The sequence below is a fragment of the Streptomyces calidiresistens genome (assembly GCF_014141525.1).
GTDB classification, from domain to species: Bacteria; Actinomycetota; Actinomycetes; order Streptomycetales; family Streptomycetaceae; genus Streptomyces; species Streptomyces calidiresistens.
Genome location: NZ_VKHS01001583.1, coordinates 1 through 427 on the forward strand (window position 1 = coordinate 1; position 427 = coordinate 427).

1 protein-coding gene is annotated in these 427 nt (G+C 69.1%); it reads left to right on the top strand.

Annotated elements, in window-relative coordinates; all coding sequences use genetic code 11:
* On the top strand, positions 1-427 hold a 427-nt coding region (locus FOE67_RS28365), incomplete at both ends, for an aminotransferase class I/II-fold pyridoxal phosphate-dependent enzyme (RefSeq protein WP_182667640.1).

The following is a 427-nucleotide window of genomic DNA, read 5'->3' on the forward strand; positions in this document are numbered from 1 at the left end:
GCCGAGCTGTACGGCGTCGAGGGGCGCATCGACGTCACGATGTGCACGCTGAGCAAGTGCCTGGGCGGCATCGGCGGCTGCATCGTCGGCAGCGCGGCGCTGATCGAGTACCTGCAGTTCTACGCCCGCGCGTACTTTTTCTCCGCGGCCATCCCGGCGCCGATCGTGGCCGGCGCTCTGACGGCGCTCGACATCCTCGAGCGCGAGCCCGAGCGGCGGGCCGACCTGTGGCGGTCGATCCGCTACGTCCGCGACGGCCTGCGCGACATGGGTTTCGACATCGGGCGGAGCGAGTCCGCCATCATCCCGCTCATCGTCGGCGATGAGGCCAAGCTCGAACGGATGCTGCTCGAATTGATCGACGCCGGCATCTACATGAACTACGTCGCGTTCCCGGCCGTCTCGCGGCAGCGCTGCCGGCTGCGCC